The organism is Burkholderia glumae LMG 2196 = ATCC 33617 (assembly GCF_000960995.1).
GTDB classification, from domain to species: Bacteria; Pseudomonadota; Gammaproteobacteria; order Burkholderiales; family Burkholderiaceae; genus Burkholderia; species Burkholderia glumae.
Genome location: NZ_CP009435.1, coordinates 2,104,527 through 2,122,557 on the forward strand (window position 1 = coordinate 2,104,527; position 18,031 = coordinate 2,122,557).

16 protein-coding genes are annotated in these 18,031 nt (G+C 70.9%); 13 read left to right on the top strand and 3 right to left on the bottom strand.

Annotated elements, in window-relative coordinates:
• Positions 1 to 88 precede the first annotated feature (88 nt).
• The 12 genes from bamE to KS03_RS22190 all read left to right on the top strand — a co-directional run bounded on the left by bamE (position 89) and on the right by KS03_RS22190 (position 12,813).
• Positions 89 to 661 carry an outer membrane protein assembly factor BamE domain-containing protein gene (gene bamE / locus KS03_RS22130; RefSeq protein WP_043307101.1) on the top strand — a complete coding sequence of 191 codons (573 nt, stop codon included), beginning with the start codon at positions 89 to 91 and terminating at the stop codon, positions 659 to 661.
• A gap of 430 nt (positions 662 to 1,091) precedes the next feature.
• Entirely contained in the window at positions 1,092 to 1,781 is a 690-nt protein-coding gene (locus KS03_RS22140; RefSeq protein WP_012735068.1) for an ABC transporter permease, read from the top strand.
• Positions 1,778 to 2,491 (top strand): ABC transporter permease, encoded by a 714-nt coding sequence (locus KS03_RS22145; RefSeq protein WP_012735069.1) that lies wholly within the window; start codon positions 1,778 to 1,780, stop codon positions 2,489 to 2,491. Before KS03_RS22140 ends, KS03_RS22145 begins: the two co-directional genes overlap by 4 nt.
• 26 nt (positions 2,492 to 2,517) lie before the next feature.
• The gene (locus tag KS03_RS22150) at positions 2,518 to 3,312 is read left to right on the top strand and encodes an ABC transporter ATP-binding protein (RefSeq protein WP_012735070.1); all 795 of its coding nucleotides are present in this window, start codon (positions 2,518 to 2,520) and stop codon (positions 3,310 to 3,312) included.
• Between the two features lie 13 nt (positions 3,313 to 3,325).
• Positions 3,326 to 4,369 carry a GlxA family transcriptional regulator gene (locus KS03_RS22155; RefSeq protein ID WP_012735071.1) on the top strand — a complete coding sequence of 348 codons (1,044 nt, stop codon included), beginning with the start codon at positions 3,326 to 3,328 and terminating at the stop codon, positions 4,367 to 4,369.
• Positions 4,370 to 4,523: 154 nt separating this feature from the next.
• Positions 4,524 to 5,744 carry an aspartate aminotransferase family protein gene (locus KS03_RS22160; RefSeq protein ID WP_012735072.1) on the top strand — a complete coding sequence of 407 codons (1,221 nt, stop codon included), beginning with the start codon at positions 4,524 to 4,526 and terminating at the stop codon, positions 5,742 to 5,744.
• Between the two features lie 25 nt (positions 5,745 to 5,769).
• Positions 5,770 to 6,864 carry an arginine/ornithine succinyltransferase subunit alpha gene (gene aruF, locus KS03_RS22165; protein ID WP_012735073.1) on the top strand — a complete coding sequence of 365 codons (1,095 nt, stop codon included), beginning with the start codon at positions 5,770 to 5,772 and terminating at the stop codon, positions 6,862 to 6,864.
• Positions 6,861 to 7,892, top strand: a complete 1,032-nt coding sequence (gene astA / locus KS03_RS22170) for an arginine N-succinyltransferase (protein WP_012735074.1) — start codon at positions 6,861 to 6,863, stop codon at positions 7,890 to 7,892. Before aruF ends, astA begins: the two co-directional genes overlap by 4 nt.
• Positions 7,893 to 7,896: 4 nt before the next feature.
• Positions 7,897 to 9,360 (top strand): succinylglutamate-semialdehyde dehydrogenase, encoded by a 1,464-nt coding sequence (gene astD / locus KS03_RS22175; protein ID WP_012735075.1) that lies wholly within the window; start codon positions 7,897 to 7,899, stop codon positions 9,358 to 9,360.
• A gap of 12 nt (positions 9,361 to 9,372) precedes the next feature.
• Positions 9,373 to 10,725 carry an N-succinylarginine dihydrolase gene (astB, locus tag KS03_RS22180; protein ID WP_012735076.1) on the top strand — a complete coding sequence of 451 codons (1,353 nt, stop codon included), beginning with the start codon at positions 9,373 to 9,375 and terminating at the stop codon, positions 10,723 to 10,725.
• Positions 10,709 to 11,788 carry a succinylglutamate desuccinylase gene (gene astE / locus KS03_RS22185; RefSeq protein WP_012735077.1) on the top strand — a complete coding sequence of 360 codons (1,080 nt, stop codon included), beginning with the start codon at positions 10,709 to 10,711 and terminating at the stop codon, positions 11,786 to 11,788. The genes astB and astE overlap by 17 nt, the downstream gene beginning before the upstream one ends.
• A 227-nt stretch (positions 11,789 to 12,015) precedes the next feature.
• On the top strand, positions 12,016 to 12,813 hold the full coding sequence (locus KS03_RS22190) for an ABC transporter substrate-binding protein (protein WP_012735078.1): 798 nt from the start codon (positions 12,016 to 12,018) through the stop codon (positions 12,811 to 12,813).
• 155 nt (positions 12,814 to 12,968) lie between these two features.
• On the opposite strand, the gene KS03_RS22195 is transcribed toward KS03_RS22190, so the two are convergent.
• Together KS03_RS22195 and cdpA are read right to left on the bottom strand one after the other, a co-directional pair.
• A complete protein-coding gene (locus KS03_RS22195) occupies positions 12,969 to 14,477 on the bottom strand; it encodes an HDOD domain-containing protein (RefSeq protein WP_012735079.1) in 1,509 nt (502 codons plus the stop codon).
• A gap of 24 nt (positions 14,478 to 14,501) precedes the next feature.
• Positions 14,502 to 16,244 (bottom strand): cyclic di-GMP phosphodiesterase CdpA, encoded by a 1,743-nt coding sequence (cdpA, locus tag KS03_RS22200; protein WP_194290229.1) that lies wholly within the window; start codon positions 16,242 to 16,244, stop codon positions 14,502 to 14,504.
• A gap of 277 nt (positions 16,245 to 16,521) precedes the next feature.
• On the opposite strand from cdpA, the gene KS03_RS22205 reads away from it, so the two are divergent.
• Positions 16,522 to 17,070 (top strand): peroxiredoxin, encoded by a 549-nt coding sequence (locus KS03_RS22205; protein WP_012735081.1) that lies wholly within the window; start codon positions 16,522 to 16,524, stop codon positions 17,068 to 17,070.
• An 89-nt stretch (positions 17,071 to 17,159) separates the two neighbouring features.
• Here KS03_RS22205 and KS03_RS22210 read toward each other — a convergent pair whose 3' ends face one another.
• A complete protein-coding gene (locus tag KS03_RS22210; RefSeq protein WP_012735082.1) occupies positions 17,160 to 17,789 on the bottom strand; it encodes an SDR family oxidoreductase in 630 nt (209 codons plus the stop codon).
• Between the last annotated feature and the right edge of the window lie 242 nt (positions 17,790 to 18,031).

The following is an 18,031-nucleotide window of genomic DNA, read 5'->3' on the forward strand; positions in this document are numbered from 1 at the left end:
CGAGCGGGTCGATTTGTCGGGCGACCGGTTGCGCGCGTATGCTTGCGCGGTGTCCGTTCTGCGCGCCCGACGGCGCACCCCCCGATCGATGATGGAGTTCGTTATCCGGCCGGCGCGGCCGTGGCTGGTGGCCACGGCGGTCGCCGCGGCCTGTCTGCTCGGCGGCTGCGACAGCCGCCAATCCGAGGACGTCGTGCATCGGCTCAAGGAATTGTTTCGCGCGATCCAGCCCACGCCGCTGCTGCTCAAGGAGCTGAAACCGGGCGTGTCGACCGAGGCCGAGGTGCGCTCGCGGCTCGGCGCGCCCGAGACCGAACGGCAGGCGATCGACGGCTCGCGGCGCCTCGAGTATCCGCGCGGCCCGATGGGCGACGAGACCTACATGGTCGACATCGACCGCAACGGGCTCTATCTCGGCGCGACCCAGGTGCTGACGGCCGAGACCTTCGCGATGATCCGGCCCGGCATGACGCAGGACGAGGTGCGCCAACTGCTCGGCAAGCCGACCGAGGTGGCGCGCTATCCGCTCAAGCAGGAGACGGTCTGGAGCTGGCGCTGGCGCGAGAACGGCGTCAACCAGGACGCGTTCTTCAACATCCACTTCGGGCCGGACGGGCTGGTGGCGACCACCTCGCGGTCGGACGCGGAGGCGGGGCGGTAGGGCGCGTCGCCCGCACGGTGCGGGCGGCCATGCGCCGCGTGCCTGCCTGACCGCTCGGCCAGGCCGCCCGGCATCGGCGCGGCCGGGCCCACCGGCCGCCTTCGCAACGCGGACTTGAGCGCGGCCGTCGAGTCCGGGCGCCGCCGGCGGTGAAGCGCGCTATCGAAAAAGCGACCCGAAACCTGCAAAAACGCGCGGGCCGCGGCGGCGGGGCCCGCGCGGGCGCGCCGCCCGGGCCGCCCGCGAGCCCCGCCATCTCGGGCGAATCCCGCCTCTGCCGGGTGCGGGCATGTCGCTGCTGCGTCGCAGCAATCGGACCCGGCCCCGTTTGAGCCGGTTTTTTTCGCGAGCCACCATCCGCCGCATCCCCTGGCCGCTTCCCGAGAAGAAGCCGCCGCCCCGACCCGCCACCGTCCACCCGGAGACACGCGTGTTCCTATACGGATTCGGCCCCCTCATCTGGGCGGGCACCGTGCAGACCATCGAGCTGTCGGTGCTCTCGCTCGCCGCGGCGGTCGCGCTCGGCCTGGCCGGCGCGGTCGCGAAGCTGTCGACTCACCGCGTGCTGCGCGCGCTCGCCACGGCCTACACCACGCTGATCCGCTCGGTGCCGGACCTGGTGCTGATGCTGCTGCTGTTCTACAGCATCCAGATCTGGCTGAACCAGATCACCGACCTGCTCGGCTGGGACCAGATCGACATCGACCCGTTCGTGGCCGGCGTGCTGACGCTCGGCTTCATCTACGGCGCCTACTTCACCGAGACGTTTCGCGGCGCGTTCCTGTCGGTGCCGCGCGGCCAGCTCGAGGCGGGCGCGGCCTACGGCATGAGCGGGATGCGCGTGTTTACGCGCATCCTGTTCCCGCAGATGATGCGCTTCGCGCTGCCCGGCATCGGCAACAACTGGCAGGTGCTCGTGAAGGCCACGGCGCTGGTCTCCATCATTGGCCTCGCCGACGTCGTGAAGGCCGCGCAGGACGCGGGCAAGAGCACCTTCAAGATGTTTTTCTTCATCCTCGTCGCGGCGCTGGTCTATCTGGCGATCACGACGCTTTCCAACCTGGTGCTGCGGCAGCTGGAGCGGCGCTACTCGCTCGGCGTGAGGCACGCGGAACTATGATCGAGATCCTGCAGGAATTCGGCCGTGCGTTCCTCTACCACGACGGCCAGCGTTTCTCGGGCCTCGTGGTCACGCTGTGGCTGCTGGCGGCGTCGATCGGCATCGGCTTCGTCTGCGCGGTGCCGCTCGCGGTGGCGCGCGTCTCGCGCAGGCGCTGGCTGTGCGTGCCGGTGCGGCTCTACACCTACGTGTTTCGCGGCACGCCGCTCTACGTGCAACTGCTGCTGATCTACACCGGCCTCTACAGCCTCGAGGTCGTGCGCTCGCACTCGCTGCTCGACGCGTTCTTCCGCAGCGGGTATCACTGTACGGTGCTGGCCTTCGCGCTGAACACCTGCGCCTATACCACCGAGATCTTCGCCGGCGCGATCCGCGCCACGGCGCACGGCGAGGTCGAGGCGGCGCGCGCCTACGGCATGGGCGGCTGGACCCTGTACCGGCGCGTGATCCTGCCCTCGGCACTGCGCCGCGCGCTGCCGCTCTACAGCAACGAGGTGATCCTGATGCTGCACGCCACCACGGTGGCGTTCACGGCCACCGTGCCCGACATCCTGAAGGTCGCGCGCGACGCGAATTCGGCCACCTACCTGGCATTCCAGTCGTTCGGCGTGGCCGCGCTGCTCTATCTTGCGGTATCGTTCGCACTCGTCGCGGCGTTTCGCCGGGCCGAGCGCCATTGGCTCGCGTATCTCGCGGCCGGCCGTCATTGAATCGCCTTCATTTCCGGAGAGGCCAGTTGGCAGAGACCACGCAGCCGAACGCCGTCAGCAAGCTCGCGGCGCACGACATTCACAAGCGCTACGGCGACAACGAAGTGCTCAAGGGCGTGTCGCTCGACGCGCGCGCGGGCGACGTGATCAGCATCATCGGCGCGAGCGGCTCCGGCAAGAGCACCTTCCTGCGCTGTATCAATTTCCTCGAGAAACCCAACGCGGGCCGGATCGTGGTGGACGGCGAGGAGGTCCGCACCCGCGCCGACCGGCTCGGCGCGCTCGACGTGGCCGACCACCGGCAGCTGCAGCGCATCCGCACCAAGCTCGCGATGGTGTTCCAGCACTTCAATCTCTGGTCGCACATGACGGTGCTCGAGAACGTGATCGAGGCGCCGGTGCACGTGCTTGGCCTGTCCACGCGCGAGGCGGAGGCGCGCGCGCGCGAGTACCTGGAGAAGGTGGGGCTGCCGCCGCGCGTCGAGAAGCAGTATCCGTCGCATCTGTCGGGCGGCCAGCAGCAGCGCGTGGCGATCGCGCGCGCGCTGGCGATGCACCCGGACGTGATGCTGTTCGACGAGCCGACCTCGGCGCTCGACCCGGAGCTGGTGGGCGAGGTGCTGAAGGTGATGCAGAAGCTGGCCGAGGAAGGCCGCACCATGATCGTGGTCACGCACGAGATGGGCTTCGCGCGCAACGTCTCGAACCACGTGATGTTCCTGCACCAGGGCCGCACCGAGGAGGAGGGACATCCCGCCGAGGTGCTGTCGCGGCCGAACAGCGAGCGCCTCAGGCAGTTCCTGTCCGGCAGCCTCAAGTAGGGGCGCCTCGCGCATGGCCGCCACCACCGGCCGCACGGGCGGCGCGGCGCGCGCCACGCAGGTCGCGATCGTCGCGCTGCCGCCGGTGTCGATGTCGGGCGTCGGCCCGATCGTCGATGCGCTCGCGCTCGCCAACGAGATCGACGGCCGCGCGCTGTACCGCTGGCAGGTCTGCTCGTGGGACGGGCGGCCGGTGCCGCTCGCGGGCGGCGCGTCGTGGGCCGCCGACGCGGCGTTCAACGACGCCGTCGCCTGCGACTGGTTGATCGTGATCAGCGAACGATTCCAGCAATTCGCCGACTATCGGCTGTTCCTCGCGAGCCTCGCGCGCGTGGGCCAGCGCACGCCGCTCGTCACCGGCATCCATCACGGCGTCTGGTGGCTCGCGATGGCGGGGCAGCTGGCGGGCTACCGGGTGGCCGTGAACTGGGAAACCTACCAGCAGTTCGCCGAGCAGTTCGAGCGCATCATCGTCACGCAGCAGATCTTCGAGATCGACCGCGATCGCGCCACCTGCGCGGGCGGCCAGGCCAGCCTCGACTTCATGCTGGCGATGATCGGCCGCGACCACGGCCCCGCGCTGCCCGAGCGGATCGCCGACGCGCTCGGCTGCGGCACGCCGCGCAGCGGCGAGGCGCGCCAGCGGATTCCGTTCGTGACGGCGCCGGGCGAGCGTCATCCGCGCCTGAACGACGCGCTGCAGCTGATGGAGGCGAACGTCGAGGACCCGCTCACCACCGACGAGATCGCCGCGCTGGTGGGCATCTCGCGGCGCCAGCTCGAACGGCTGTTCCGCCAGTATCTCGGCGCCATGCCGTCGAAGTACTACCTGAACCTGCGGCTGCTGAAGGCGCGCACGCAATTGCAGCGCACCAGCAAGTCGGTGGTGCAGGTCAGCCTCGCGAGCGGCTTCTCGTCGGCCGCGCATTTCTCGAACGCCTACCGCGAGCGCTTCGGCGTGACGCCGCGCGAGGATCGCCGCGCCTGGCTCGAGAAGCAGCACGGCGCGGCGAGCGAGCCGCGCGCGGGCGCGCTGGTGGAGCGCGGCGACGGCTGATGCGGCACGCTTCGTGCTTGTCCCCGGCGGGCCCGCGCGCCGGACCCGCGCCCAGGCCGCCGGCCTTGCCGACAGAACCCGTCGCAATTGCGCAAGACGCTGGCCGGCCGCTTGCCTACACTGAACCCTGTGATTTCTGACCGAAGGAGGCGCGATGACTCGCCCGGACGTGACCCGACAGACTTTCGACGACGTGATGGTGCCGGTGTTCTCGCCGGCCCCGTTCGTGCCCGACCGCGGCGAAGGCTCGCGCGTGTGGGACACCGACGGCAGGGACTACGTCGATTTCGCCGGCGGCATCGCGGTGACGGCGCTCGGCCATGGCCATCCCGAGCTGCTCAAGGTGCTCGACGAGCAGGGCCGCAAGCTCTGGCACATCGGCAACGGCTACACCAACGAGCCGGTGCTGCGGCTCGCCAGGCGCCTGGAGGCGCTGACCTTCGCCGATCGCGCGTTCTTCGCGAACTCGGGCGCCGAGGCCAACGAGGCGGCGCTGAAGCTCGCGCGCCGGGTGGCGTTCGAGCGCTTCGGCGCCGACAAGTACGAGATCGTCTCGTTCGCGCAGTCGTTCCACGGCCGCACGTTTTTCACGGTCAGCGTGGGTGGCCAGCCGAAGTATTCGGACGGCTTCGGGCCGAAGCCGGACGGCATCCTCCATCTGCCGTACAACGACATCGCGGCCGCCAAGGCGGTGATCGGCCCGCGCACCTGCGCGGTGATCGTCGAGCCGATCCAGGGCGAGGGCGGCGTGCTGCCGGCCGATCCCGCGTTCCTGAAGGCATTGCGCGAGGCCTGCGACGCGCACGGCGCGCTGCTGATCTTCGACGAGGTGCAGACCGGCGTGGGCCGTACCGGCCATTTCTACGCGTACATGGATTGCGGCGTGACGCCCGACGTGCTGACCACCGCGAAGGCGCTCGGCAACGGCTTTCCGATCGGCGCGATGCTGACCACCGAGGCCTACGCGGCACACTTCAAGGTGGGCGTGCACGGCACCACCTATGGCGGCAATCCGCTCGGCACCGCGATCGCCGACAAGGTGGTCGAGCTGGTCAGCGATCCCGCGCTGCTGGCGGGCGTGACGGTGCGCGGCGAGCGGATCCGCGCCACCCTCGCCGCGCTCAACGAACGTTTCGACCTGTTCCGCGAGATTCGCGGCAAGGGCCTCCTGATCGGTGCCGAGCTGAACGCGGCCCACGCCGGGCGTGCCAAGGACTTCGTCAACGCGGCGGCCGAACATGGCGTGATCATGCTGATCGCCGGCCCCGACGTGCTGCGTTTCGCGCCGTCGCTGGTGATCCCGCACGACGTGCTCGACGAGGGCCTCGCGCGATTCTCGCGCGCGGTCGAACAGGCGGCCGGCGCCGCGCGCTGACGCCCCCGCGTGCGAGGAAACGACGATGCTATTTGTACGCCCCGGCAGGCTTGCCGATCTCGATGCGCTGGCGCAAATGGCCCGGACCGCACGGCCCGTGCTGCATTCGCTGCCGCACGACCGCCGTGCGCTCGAGGCGCGCGTCGCGCTGTCGGAGGACTCGTTCCGCGCCGACGCCGATTTTCCCGGCGAGGAGTTCTACCTGTTCGTGCTCGAGGACAGCGAGACGGGCCGCCTGCTCGGCACCGCGAGCATCGTCGCCGCGGCCGGCTATTCGGAGCCGTTCTACGCGTTTCGCAACGACGCGCTGATCCACGCCTCGCGCGAGCTGCACGTGAACCGCAGGATCCACGCGCTGACCATGTCGCACGAACTGACCGGCAAGAGCCGGCTGGCCGGCTTCTACGTCGATCCGGCGCTGCGCGGCGACGCGGCCGCGCACCTGGTGTCGCGCGCGCGCATGATGTACATCGCCGCGAACCGCCGCCGCTTCACGCCCGAGGTGTTCTCGCTGCTGCTCGGCGTGACCGACGAGCACGGCGCCTCGCCGTTCTGGGAGGCGGTGGGCCGCAAGTTCTTCCGGCGCGACTTCGCCGACATCGAGGTCGAGTCGGGCGGGCGCAGCCGCACCTTCATCGCCGAGGTGATGCCGGTCTATCCGGTGTACGTGCCGCTGCTGCCTGAGGCCGCCCAGCGCGTGCTCGGCGAGCCGAACCGGAACGGCCTGCTCGCCTACGACATCCATCTCGAGGAAGGCTTCGAGCCGGACCGCTACGTCGACATCTTCGACGCCGGCCCGGTGCTGACGGCGCAGATCGACCGCACCGCCTGCGTCACGCACGGCAGCTCGCGCACGGTGCGCGCGGCCGATGCGGCGCACGGCACGCACGGCGGGGGCGCCACGCACCTGGTGTCGGCCGGCGCCGGCGACGCGTTCCGCTGCGTGCTGGCCGACCTGCCCGATGCGGCCGGCCTGAACCGCGGCGAGCTCGCGCCGCTCGACGCCGCCGCGCGCGCGGCGCTCGGCGTGGTGGACGGCGACACGGTCTACTGCGTGCCGCTGCACCGGCGCGAGGAAGCCGACGCCCCCGCCCAAGCCCTGTCAGGAGCATCGCGATGATCGTCGTTCGAGTCGTGCGCACGGGCGACGTCGACGCGCTCGTCGCACTCGCCCAGGAAACCGGCCCCGGCCTGACCACCTTCAAGCCCGATCGCGACGCGCTGGCCGCGCGCGTCGAGCGCGCGCGCCGCACGCTCGACGGCAGCGCGGCGCCGGCCGAGGCCGGCTACTTCTTCGTGATGGAGGACACCGCCAGCGGCGACATCGCCGGCGTGTGCGGGATCGAGACCGAGGTCGGGCTGGCCCAGCCGTTCTACAACTACCGCGTCAGCACGGTGGTCCATGCGAGCCAGGATCTCGGCGTCTGGACCCGCATGTCGCTGCTCAACATCTCGCACGACCTGACCGGCTACGCCGAGGTCTGCTCGCTGTTCCTGAGCCCGCGCTACCGCACCGCCGGCGTGGGCGGGCTGCTGTCGCGCTCGCGCTTCATGTTCATCGCGCAGTTCCGCGAACGCTTTCCCGAGCGGATCTGCGCCGAGCTGCGCGGCCATTTCGACGAACAGGGCAGCTCGCCGTTCTGGCGCGCGGTCGGCTCGCACTTCTACCAGATCGACTTCAACGCGGCCGACTATCTCAGCTCGCACGGCCGCAAGTCGTTCCTGGCCGAGCTGATGCCGCGCTTTCCCGTCTATGTCGACCTGCTGCCGCAGGACGCCCAGGACTGCATCGGGCTCACCCATCGCGATACGCTGCCCGCGCGCCGCATGCTCGAGGCCGAGGGGCTGCGCTACCAGAACCACGTCGACATCTTCGACGCCGGCCCGGTGCTCGAATGCCATGTGGGCGATCTGCGCACGGTGCGCGACAGCGTGCTGGTGCCGATCGAGATCGGCGTGCCCGAGGCGGCCGAGGGCGGCCCGCGCGCGCTGGTGTCGAACACCTCGCTGGCCGATTTCCGCGTCGGCGCGGCGCCGGGCGCGCTCGCCGACGGCCGCTTCGTGCTGTCGGCCGCCGACGCCGCCGCGCTCGGCCTGCGCGCGGGCGAGCCGGCGCGCGTCTATGCGCTCAAGTCACAACCGAGATAACGCCATGTCCGAACTCTTCATCGACGGCGACTGGCTCGCCGGCAACGGCCCCGAATTCGTCTCGCGCAACCCCGGCACCGACGAGGTGGTCTGGCGCGGCGCGAGCGCCTCGGCCGCCGACGTCGAGCGCGCCGTGTCGAGCGCGCGCCGCGCGTTCCCGGCCTGGTCCGCGCTCGGGCTCGAGGCACGCGTGGCGATCGTCAAGCGCTTCGCCGCGCTGCTCGGCGAGCGCAGCGAGGCGCTCGCCGCCGCGATCGGCCGCGAGACCGGCAAGCCGCTCTGGGAAGCGCGCACCGAGGTCGCGGCGATGGCCGCCAAGGTCGACATCTCGATCCAGGCGTATCACGAGCGCACCGGCGAGAAGCGCGCGCCGCTGGCCGACGGCACGGCCGTGCTGCGGCACCGCCCGCACGGCGTGGTGGCCGTGTTCGGCCCGTACAACTTCCCGGGCCACCTGCCGAACGGGCACATCGTGCCGGCGCTGATCGCCGGCAACGCGGTGGTGTTCAAGCCCTCCGAACTCGCGCCCGGCGTCGCGCGCGCCACCGTGCAGGCCTGGTGCGACGCCGGGCTGCCGCCCGGCGTGCTGAACCTCGTGCAGGGCGAGAAGGACACCGGCGTCGCGCTGGCCAATCACCGTCAGATCGACGGGCTGTTCTTCACCGGCAGCTCCGACACCGGCACGCTGCTGCACCGCCAGTTCGGCGGGCGGCCCGAGATCGTGCTCGCGCTCGAAATGGGCGGCAACAATCCGCTCGTGATCGGCGAGCTGGCCGACCTCGACGCGGCCGTCCATCACACGATCCAGTCGGCCTTCCTGTCGGCCGGGCAGCGCTGCACCTGCGCGCGCCGCATCTTCGTGCCCGAGGGCGCGCACGGCGAGCGGTTCCTCGCGCGCTTCACCGAGGTGACGGCCGCCATCACGGCCGGGCACTTCGATGCCGACCCGCAGCCGTTCATGGGCGCGGTGATCTCGGCGCGCGCGGCGGCGCGGCTGGTGGCGGCCCAGGACGCGCTGCTGGCGGCCGGCGCGACGCCGCTCGTCGCGATGACGCAGCGCGATGCGCGGCTCGGCTTCGTCAACGCGGCGATCCTCGACGTGAGCGCGGTGCGCGAGCTGCCCGACGTCGAGCATTTCGGCCCGCTCGCGCAGGTGATCCGCTACCGCACGCTCGACGAGGCGATCGAGCGCGCCAACGACACCGCCTACGGCCTGTCGGCGGGCCTGCTGTCCGACGACGCGCGCGCCTGGGAGCAGTTCAGCCGCGGCGTGCGCGCCGGCATCGTGAACTGGAACCGGCCCACCAACGGCGCCTCGTCGGCCGCGCCGTTCGGCGGCACCGGCCGCTCGGGCAACCACCGGCCGAGCGCCTATTACGCGGCGGACTACTGCGCGTACCCGATGGCCTCGGTCGAGAGCGAACGACTGCAGATGCCGGCGAGCCTCTCGCCTGGCCTTCATTTCTGAGCGGATGCGACCATGAACACAACGGCACATGCCATCGAGGCGAATTTCGACGGGCTGGTGGGCCCGACCCACAACTACGCGGGGCTGTCGTTCGGCAACGTCGCGTCGCTGAACAACGAGAAGTCGGCCGCCAACCCGAAGGCGGCCGCCAGGCAGGGCCTGCGCAAGATGAAGCAGCTGGCCGACCTCGGCTTCGCGCAGGGCGTGCTGCCGCCGCAGGAGCGGCCGTCGCTGCGCCTGCTGCGCGAGCTCGGCTTCTCCGGCAAGGACGCCGACGTGATCGCCAGCGCCGCGCGGCGGGCGCCCGAGCTGCTGGCCGCCGCCAGCTCGGCCTCGGCGATGTGGACGGCCAACGCGGCCACCGTGAGCCCGTCGGCCGACACCGGCGACGGCCGGGTCCATTTCACGCCGGCCAACCTGTGCAGCAAGCTGCATCGCGCGATCGAACACGAGGCGACGCGCCGCACCCTGTCGACGATCTTCGCCGACGAGGCGCGCTTCGTGGTCCACGACGCGCTGCCCGGCACGCCGGCGCTCGGCGACGAGGGCGCGGCCAACCACACGCGGTTTTGCGCCGCGTATGGCGCCCCCGGCGTGGAGTTGTTCGTCTACGGCCGCAGCGAATACCGGCGCGGGCCGGAGCCGAAGCGCTTCCCGGCGCGCCAGACCTTCGAGGCGAGCCGCGCCGTCGCGCAGCGCCACGGGCTGGCCGAGGCGGCGACCGTCTACGCGCAGCAGAACCCCGAGGTGATCGACGCGGGCGTGTTCCACAACGACGTGATCGCGGTCGGCAATCGCGACACGCTGTTCTGCCACGAGCTCGCGTTCGCCGAGCCGCAGGCCGTCTACGATGCGCTGCGCGACGCGCTCGGCGCGCGCGGCGCGCAGCTGAAGCTGCTCGAGGTGCCCGACGCGGCGCTCAGCGTGGCCGACGCGGTCGGCTCCTACCTGTTCAACAGCCAGCTGCTGACGCGCGCCGACGGCGCGCAGGTGCTGGTGGTGCCGCAGGAGTGCCGCGAGAACGAGCGCGTCGCGCGCTACCTCGACGCGCTCGCGGCCGGCCAGGGGCCGATCGACGAGGTGCTGGTGTTCGACCTGCGCGAGAGCATGAAGAACGGCGGCGGCCCGGCCTGCCTGCGCCTGCGCGTGGTGCTGAACGATGCCGAGCGTGCCGCGGTGCGGCCCAAGGTCTGGATCGACGACGCGCTGTTCGGCTCGCTCGACGCCTGGATCGAGCGGCACTATCGCGACCGGCTCGCGCCGACCGACCTGGCCGATCCGGCCCTGCTCGACGAATCGCGCACCGCGCTCGACGAACTGACGCAGATCCTGCAGCTGGGCTCGCTCTATGACTTCCAGCGCTGATCGCGGCGGTGTGCCCGCCTGGCTCGACGATTTCCTCGCCACGGTGCTCGCGGACGACGTGCCGGCTGCGGCCGAGGGCGTCTGCGCGGACGGCGCGGTGCGCTACGCCTGGCTCGGCGCGGGGCTGCTCGAGCTGGCCCCGGCGCGGCCGGCCGGGGCGGGCGGGGCGGCCCCGGCCGCCGTGCTGATCTCGGCCGGCGTGCACGGCGACGAAACGGCGCCGATCGAGCTGCTGTCGGCGATCGTGCGCGACCTCGCGCGCGGCGCGCTGCCGCTCGCCTGCCGGCTGCTGGTCGTGCTCGGCCATCCGGCGGCGATGCGTGCCGGCACGCGCTATCTCGACGACGACCTGAACCGGCTGTTCAATGGCCGCCACGCCGCGCGCGCCGGCAGCCGGGACGCGCCGCGCGCGGCCCGGCTCGAGGCGGCCGCGGTCGATTTCTTCGCGGCGGCGCCCGAGCGGCACGGCGCGCGCTGGCATCTGGACCTGCATACCGCGATCCGCGCCTCGGCCTTCGAGCAGTTCGCGCTGCTGCCGCACACGGGCGAGGCGCCGTCGCGCGCGCTGCTCGACTGGTGCGGCGCGGCGCGGATTCCCGCCGTGCTGCTGCACACCGAGCGCGGCAACACCTACTCGCAGTTCACGGCCAGCGCCTGCGGGGCGCTCGCCTGCACGCTCGAGCTGGGCAAGGTGCGGCCGTTCGGGCAGAACGACCTGACGCGTTTCGCGGGCGCCGACGCCGCGCTGCGGCGGCTGATTGCCGGTGCCGGGTCCGAGGCCGGCGGCGGGCGCGCCGCCGCCGCGCCGCTGCCGCGCATCTTCACCGTGATCGGCCAGATCACCAAGCAGAGCGAGGCCTTCGAGCTGCTCGTCGCGCCCGACGTGCCGAATTTCACGTCGTTCTCGCGCGGCACGCTGCTCGCGCGCGACGGTGATTACCGCTACTTGGTGTCGCGCGACGAGGAGCGCATCGTGTTTCCGAATCCGTCGGTCAAGCCGGGCCTGCGCGCCGGGCTGATGGTGGTCGAGACCACCGCGGCCACGCTCGCGGCCCTTGGCTGAGGACTTGCCGCGAGCCGCCGCGCGGGCCGAGCCGGCCGCCCGGTGCGGCGCCGGGCCGATATCGCGCGCGGCGCCGGGTTCGGGATCGGGCGCGCATGGCGGTACAATCGCGCCCTCGCGGCGGCATGCGCCGCCCGCGCGTTTGGTCCGGACGGCGTGCCCACGAGGCGCGTGTGATCCGGTTGTCGTAGCACCCTTCCTGAAGAAAGAGCGAGGAGAGCATTCCAATGAAGTTGAACTGGCGAAAGATGGCCGCATGCGCGGTGGCGACGGCCGCCGCGGTGTCCTTCCTGTCGGGCGCGCACGCGGCCGAGCTCAAGCAGATCCGTTTCGGCGTCGAGGCGTCGTATGCGCCGTTCGAATACAAGACGCCCGACGGCAAGCTCGCCGGTTTCGACGTCGACGTCGGCAATGCGGTCTGCGCGAAGCTGAAGGTGCCGTGCGTGTGGGTGGAGAACGACTTCGACGGCCTGATCCCGGCGCTGCAGGCGCGCAAGTTCGACGCGATCAACTCCGACATGACGATCACGCCGCAGCGCCTGCACGCGATCGCGTTCACCGATCCGATCTACTCGATCCCGAACCAGCTGATCGCGAAGAAGGGCAGCGGCCTGCTGCCGACGCCGGCCTCGCTAAAGGGCAAGCGGGTGGGCGTGCTGCAGGGCACGATCCAGGAGGCCTACGCGAAGGCGCGCTGGGCGCCGGCCGGCGTCGAGGTGGTGCCCTACCAGACCCAGGATCTGGCCTACGCCGACCTGCAGTCGGGCCGGCTCGACGCGACCTTCCAGGATTCGGAGGCGGCCGCCAAGGGCTTCCTGTCGAAGCCGCAGGCAGCCGGGTTCGCGTTCGCCGGCCCGCAGGTGGTGGACGCCGAGATCCTCGGCTCGGGCGTCGGCTACGGCCTGCGCAAGAACGACACGGCGCTGCGCGCCGCGCTCAACCAGGCGCTCAAGGAGCTGAAGGCGGACGGTACGATCGACGCAATCGCGAAGAAGTATTTCAGCGTGCCGGTGGTGCTGAAGTAAGCGGGCCGCGGGCGCGGGCGGCCGCCAGGCTCGCCCGGCGGCCGCGCCAAGGCGGCCGGGCCGGCGCTTCCCGGGCAAGGGGGGGCGCCGGCTTTTTTTCGCGGCGTTCGACCGGCCCGGGCAACGGTCCGGGCGAGGGGCGCCGGGCCCGGCGCTCAGGCCGTGCCCGCGTCGGACTTCGCGAAGAAGCGGCCGAGCTCGGCGCCGATGTGGTTCAGCGTGGCCATGTCGCGATGCGAGATGCGCCGGGTCGGCTGCGCGCCGGACCAGTCGCCGTAGAGCAGCGCCACGCAGCGCTCGCCGGTGCGCACCGGCAGCAGCACGAAGCCGTGGACCTGGTGCAGCGTGTCGCGATACCAGCCCGGCAGCCGCCGCAGCATCTTCGGCTCGTGCGCGTCCTCGATGAAGATGCCCACCGAGTTCGAGATCGCCAGATGGAACACGTCGGGCTCGAAGGTCTCGTGAAAGCGCATCCGGCCGAGCGCGGCCTCGACGCCGTGGCCGAAGCCGAGCTTCGCGGCGAAGGTGCCGTCCTCGCCGCGCACGAACATCACCGTGCGGCTCAGCGCGAGGCTGGCCAGCACGCTCTCGGAGGCGAGCGCGAGCACCGGCTCCTGCTGATTCTCGGACGGCAGCGCGCGCAGGTCGGCCAGCCCCGTGTCGAGCGTCGCCTGCGGCTCGGCCGCGGCGCGCTCGAGCGCGGCCGCGTTGGCGCGCAGGGCGACGATCTCGCGCAGCACGGTGTCGCTGGTCTCGTCGTGCGCGAGGTCGCGCGTGATCGCCACCAGCGCGTCCGCGTCGATGTCGAGCGTCGGCGTGAAGCGCTGCGCGAGCGCGGCCAGGCGCGCATCGCGCTGCACCGTGGTGAGGCCGGGCGCCGTCATCACGGCCGCCACCTCGGTCGAGCAGTCGCTGACGGCGCGCAGCCACTGGCGCCGCTCGTGATCGGCGCGGTCGATGCGCGCGTCCGGGTCGCCCTGGCCCTCGGGTTCCTCGTGCGGATCGAACGGGGCGATGCTGGTGCGGATCGTGTCGGGCAGCCGCCAGCGCGTGGCGGCTTCGCGGCCGATCTCGTCGAAGCCCACGCCGAGCACCTCGGCGCAGGCCGAGGCCTCGTCGACGCCGAGCTCGGCCGCGCGCTGGCGGATCGCATCCCATTCGACGTCGAGGTAGAACGCCACCAGCAGCTTGCCGACCTGGCGCATCAGCGTGCAGACGGTGGCTTCCTCGCCGGCGCGCAGATCGGCATCCTCGGTCAGGCGGCGCGCCACGCAGCCCGAGAGCAGCGCGCGGTTCAGTTCGAGCTTCGCTTCGATGCGCTGCGAGTTGCTCTGGTGGAAATGGTCGACGAGCTTGAGGCCGACCACCAGATGGCCGACCGCGTCCATGCCCAGCACCATCAGGGCGCGGGTCACGGTGGTGATGTTGCCGCCGAACGCGATGTACATCGCCGAGTTCGCGAGCCGGATCACCTTCTGGGTCAGCGCGAAGTCCGACAGCACCACGCCGACCAGCGCCGTGAAATCGAGATTGTCGCTGTCGATCGCGGCCATCGTCGCGCGCAGCGAATCCGACAGCATCGGAAAGTCGCCGCGCTCGCTCATGCGGGTCCACAGCTTGTCGAGCAGCGCTGCTTGCGGCAGGTGTTCGGTGAATGTCGTCATACGGTTATGGCTCGGTCGCGGCCGTCAGGCCGGTTCGCGCACGCGAAGCTCGCGAGCCTCGAAACGTTGGGCGAGTTCGTCGGACGGCAGTGCGCGGCAGACCAGCCAACCCTGGATATGGCCGCAACCCATTTCGGTCAGCAAGGCGCGCTGGGCCTCGGTTTCGACGCCTTCGGCGACGAGTTCGAGATCGAGCGTCTGCGCAAGTCCGACGACGGCCGACACGATCGCGCGATCGTTGCGAGACGTCAACAGGTTTTCGACGAAACTGCGATCTATCTTGAGCCGGGCGAGCGGAAACCGTTGCAAATAAGCAAGGCTCGAGTAACCGGTGCCGAAGTCATCGACGGCAAAGCGAATGCCCAGCGCGGCCACCTCCTCGAGCAGCGCCTTCGCCCCGACCGGGTCGTGCATCAGCAGGCTCTCGGTGATCTCGAGCACGATCCGCTGCGGGCTGATGCCGGTCAGCGCGATCGCCTCGCGCACGCCCTGCACGAAGCGCGGATCGCGGAACTGCTGCGGCGAGACGTTGACGGCCACGTATTCGAGCGTGATGCCCTGCTCGTCCCACTGCACGATCTGCATGCAGGCGGCCTTCAGCACCCAGTTGCCCAGATAGTGGATCAGCCCGATCGACTCGGCGAGCGGGATGAAGGTGGTGGGCGGCACCATGCCGTGCACCGGATGGTGCCAGCGGATCAGCGCCTCGACGCCGGCCACCGCGCCGCTGCGGCTTTCGGTGATCGGCTGGAAGTGCAGCGAGAATTCGCCGTTGCGCACGCCGTCGTAGAGGTCGGCCTCTAGCTTGAGGCGCTCGCCGTCGGCGGGGTCGGCCGCGGTCTGGTGGAACGCCAGCGTGTTGCCGCCGAGCGCCTTGGCCTGCGACAGCGCGTGATCGGCGCGGCGCAGCAGCGGGCTGTGGTTCTGCGCGCGCTGGCTGCCGGGGCGCTCGTCGGGGTAGAGCGCGATGCCGATGCTGGCCGACAGGTGGACCGACTGGCCGTCGTAGCGGTAGGGCGGCTGGATCGCCGCCTGCAGCCGGCGCGCCAGCGTCTGCGCCTGCTCGCGCGCCTGCCGCGCGTCGGGCGCGCCGAACACGATCGCGAACTTGTCGCTGGCCACGCGCGCGAGGCGCTCGTGGCCGGCGATCACCGAGCGCAGCCGCTGGGCGGTGTCGCGCAGCAGCACGTCGCCGGCGTCGTAGCCGAGCCCGCGGTTGATGCGCTGGTAGTCGTCGAGGTCGAGCAGCAGCAGCGCCGCGCAACTGCCGTCCTCGTCGGCCTCGCGCTGCGCCTCCATCAGCCCCGGGATCAGCGCCGACAGGTTGTCCAGCCCGGTCATCGGGTCGTGGTGCATCTCGTAGGTCAGGCGCGCCTCCAGCGCGCGCCATGCCGAGACGTCGAACGCGGCGATCGCGAAGCCGTCCACGCCCGCGTGGCGGCTGCGCACCGCGCGCAGCTCGACGTCGAGCGGATAGGTCAGCGACTTGACGATGCAGACCGTGGCCTTTTCGACATGGCCGGTCTGGTTCGCGCGTGCGAGCAATGCCTCGAGCGTCGCGGTATCCTGCTCGGGGATCAGGTCGCGCAGCGTCAGCGTCCGCAGATAGTCGCGGTGATAGCCGATGAAGCGCAGGCTGGCCTCGGAGACGTAAAGAAACCGCAGGTCGCGGTCGACGTGGGCGAGAAAATCGACGGCGCCGACGGTCTGTTCGAACCAGTGTCGGACGGAGTCGTCGTCGCGTGGGGCACTCGCGCGGGCAGGCATCAATGCGCCGCCGGACCACGCGAGTCGGCGCAGCGCGCGGAGGGCGCCGTGCCATGCACTCTTGCGGGGCGACGTGTTCCTGTAGGCTTCCATGTTTCTCGCTGGCTGGTGAGGCTGGAACCGTTGGTTCGGTTGCAATAACGGCTATCGGCCATGATTCTTTAGCGAGTGGTGTGGGATTGGTATGCAAGCCGCCACGCTGGCTCGCCAGATTGTTCGACAGGCGAACGGTGCGGATTCGGGATCATTTGGGACTTTATTGAAAACGAGGAACGAAATGAAGCGGAAAATAGTGTCGACCCTCGCCGTCGCGGCGCTCGCGATGCATGCACTCGCCGCGCAGGCGGTGCTGAAGGCCGGCGATGCGGCGCCCGAGTTTACAACCCAGGCGTCGCTGGGCGGCAAGACCTATTCGTATTCGCTTGCCAGCGAGCTGAAGAAGGGCCCGGTCGTGCTGTACTTCTATCCGGCCGCCTTCACCACCGGCTGCACGATCGAGGCGCACGCGTTCGCCGACGCGGTGGACGAGTACAAGCGTTACGGCGCCTCCGTGATCGGCGTGTCGGCCGACAACATCGGCACGCTGACGAAGTTCTCGGTCAGCGAGTGTCGCAGCAAGTTCCCGGTCGCCGCCGACCCGGACGCGAAGATCATCCGCGAATACGATGCGAAGCTGCCGGCCGTGGACCGCGCGAACCGCGTTTCCTACGTGATCTCGCCCGAAGGCAAGGTGATCTACGAATACACCAGCATGGCGCCGGACAAGCACGTCGAGAACACGCTGAACGCCGTCAAGGCGTGGGCGGCTGCCCACAAGGCGCAGTAGGGCCGCCGCTGCGCGCCCGCGGGCCTGGGGGCGGGGCAGGGCGGCCAGGGCGGTCCCGGTCATGCGATGCGCCGGCACCGTCGCCCGGCTCAGGTCCGCAGCGCCTGCTCGATCGGGATGCCGCCGCCGACGAAGCCGAGCGTCTTGCGCGAGATGCCGAGCTTGATCGCCTCCACGGCGGCCCAGGCCACGTCCTGCCGCGCCACCGGCGTGGCGCCCTCCTGCCAGCGGTCGGTCAGTGCGATCTTGCCGACGCCGGGCGCGTCCGACAGGGTGCCCGGCCGCAGGATCACGTAATCGATGCCCGACGCGATCACGCGTTCGTCGCCTTCGCGCTTCATCCGCGAATAGTGGACGAGTGCCTCGGGGCCGTGCTCCGGCTCGTAGGCCGTCAGCGAACTGATCACCACCAGCTTCTGCACGTTGCGCGCCTTGGCATAAGCGGCCGCGCGCCCGACCGCGTCGCGGTCGATCGCGCGCTCCTGCGGCGCGCCGTCGGCCTCGGCCGAGCCGGCCGCGTAGATCGCGTGGGTGACGCCGTCGAACGCGGCCGAGAAATCGTCGTTCAGGTCGGCCACCACCATCCTGGTACGCGGCAGCGCGAAGCCGGGCCTGCGCACCAGCGCCGTCAGTTCGAAATCCCGCTGCTCGAGCAGCAGGTCCGCGAGCGCGCGGCCGGTTCGGCCGGTCGCGCCGATCAGCAGAATCTTCATCGACATGAAACCGCTCCTTCGATAACGTCGCGTCGGGGCCAGCCGCGCCGGGCGACGCACGGCCCAACAGTGTATGCCGAATTGGCGGCCCTTCGCAGGCGCGCCGGCGGCCTTCGGCCGACCGGCCGGGTGCGACGCCCGGGGGAGCGCCGCGACACGGGCCGCAGCGGGTCGATCGATATCTTACAGAATGCCGACGGCAATGCGGGCGGCCGCCATCGGCGTCTCGGGGCGACGCGAAACAAGAA

Bases quoted from the DNA above. Each gene is read 5' to 3' on its own strand.
- bamE (WP_043307101.1), top strand. From the start codon at position 89: ATGATGGAGTTCGTTATCCGGCCGGCGCGGCCGTGGCTGGTGGCCACG.
- KS03_RS22145 (WP_012735069.1), top strand. From the start codon at position 1,778: ATGATCGAGATCCTGCAGGAATTCGGCCGTGCGTTCCTCTACCACGAC.
- KS03_RS22155 (WP_012735071.1), top strand. From the start codon at position 3,326: ATGGCCGCCACCACCGGCCGCACGGGCGGCGCGGCGCGCGCCACGCAG.
- KS03_RS22160 (WP_012735072.1), top strand. From the start codon at position 4,524: ATGACTCGCCCGGACGTGACCCGACAGACTTTCGACGACGTGATGGTG.
- aruF (WP_012735073.1), top strand. From the start codon at position 5,770: ATGCTATTTGTACGCCCCGGCAGGCTTGCCGATCTCGATGCGCTGGCG.
- astA (WP_012735074.1), top strand. From the start codon at position 6,861: ATGATCGTCGTTCGAGTCGTGCGCACGGGCGACGTCGACGCGCTCGTC.
- astD (WP_012735075.1), top strand. From the start codon at position 7,897: ATGTCCGAACTCTTCATCGACGGCGACTGGCTCGCCGGCAACGGCCCC.
- astB (WP_012735076.1), top strand. From the start codon at position 9,373: ATGAACACAACGGCACATGCCATCGAGGCGAATTTCGACGGGCTGGTG.
- astE (WP_012735077.1), top strand. From the start codon at position 10,709: ATGACTTCCAGCGCTGATCGCGGCGGTGTGCCCGCCTGGCTCGACGAT.
- KS03_RS22190 (WP_012735078.1), top strand. From the start codon at position 12,016: ATGAAGTTGAACTGGCGAAAGATGGCCGCATGCGCGGTGGCGACGGCC.
- KS03_RS22195 (WP_012735079.1), bottom strand. From the start codon at position 14,477: ATGACGACATTCACCGAACACCTGCCGCAAGCAGCGCTGCTCGACAAG.
- cdpA (WP_194290229.1), bottom strand. From the start codon at position 16,244: ATGCCTGCCCGCGCGAGTGCCCCACGCGACGACGACTCCGTCCGACAC.
- KS03_RS22205 (WP_012735081.1), top strand. From the start codon at position 16,522: ATGAAGCGGAAAATAGTGTCGACCCTCGCCGTCGCGGCGCTCGCGATG.
- KS03_RS22210 (WP_012735082.1), bottom strand. From the start codon at position 17,789: ATGTCGATGAAGATTCTGCTGATCGGCGCGACCGGCCGAACCGGCCGC.